The organism is Luteococcus peritonei (assembly GCF_039526385.1).
Classification (GTDB): Bacteria; Actinomycetota; Actinomycetes; order Propionibacteriales; family Propionibacteriaceae; genus Luteococcus; species Luteococcus peritonei.
In genome coordinates, this window is the sequence record NZ_BAAAIX010000018.1 from 1 (window position 1) to 737 (window position 737).

Annotated in this window: 1 protein-coding gene; it reads left to right on the forward strand. The window is 68.9% G+C overall.

Features of this window, described 5'->3' with window-relative positions; all coding sequences use genetic code 11:
- Window positions 1-68: 68 nt before the first annotated feature.
- Window positions 69-332 (forward strand): hypothetical protein, encoded by a 264-nt coding sequence (locus ABD073_RS08475; RefSeq protein WP_343873618.1) that lies wholly within the window; start codon window positions 69-71, stop codon window positions 330-332.
- The last annotated feature ends 405 nt before the right edge of the window (window positions 333-737 follow it).

The window sequence follows — 737 nt, forward strand, 5'->3', positions numbered from 1 at the left end:
ATCAGACGGTCACACAGGCCGCCTGACCAGCCCCTAGAAATCTGTCAACCAAACTGGGGGCAGTCCCGGTGGTGGCCGTGCTGCGGCTCGACGACCAGGTGGTGGTGCGGGTGGTCTGGCCGGTGGTGCGCACCACCGGCGCCGAGGCCGCCCTGGTGGACGTCGCCGGACGAGTCGCTGGCCGGGTCTGCGCTGCGGTGGCGTTGCGGGACTTCGTGGTGGCCTTCGTCGTGGTGCGCGCCTTCGTGGTGGCCTTGGCGGTTCGGGCCTTGGTGACCTTGCCGGCCCGGTGCTGCACGGTCTGGCCCCGCTGCTGGGCCGTCTGGCGATGAGCCGCCTGGTGCTGGGTGGCCGAGGTCCGTGGCTTCTCGGGAGCGGTGGGGCGGGGTGCTGCCGAGGCAGCTCCTGCCACGGTGGTGGCCAGGACGGCACCGGCCGCGAGGCCACCGAGGGTGCGACGGGTGGTGCGGTTCATGACTTCTCCTTGCTTCGGAGGGCCTCGCGGATGCGTCGGGCGTCCCGATTGGGGATTGCTCCACTGGGCGGTCCAGCGGTGCCTCGAAGCTAAGTTCGGCTGAGAGAAGAATCAACGAATCGTGAGAAATTCACATAATTTGTGTGCGGGCTGTGCGCCCCTCGGACGCTGCACCGGGGCGCCTGCGCCCGCCCCTAGGTGTTGGTGGCAGGGACGTTCATGACAGTTTGCGGGTTGACGTGAAGGGAGGACCCCCGTTGGG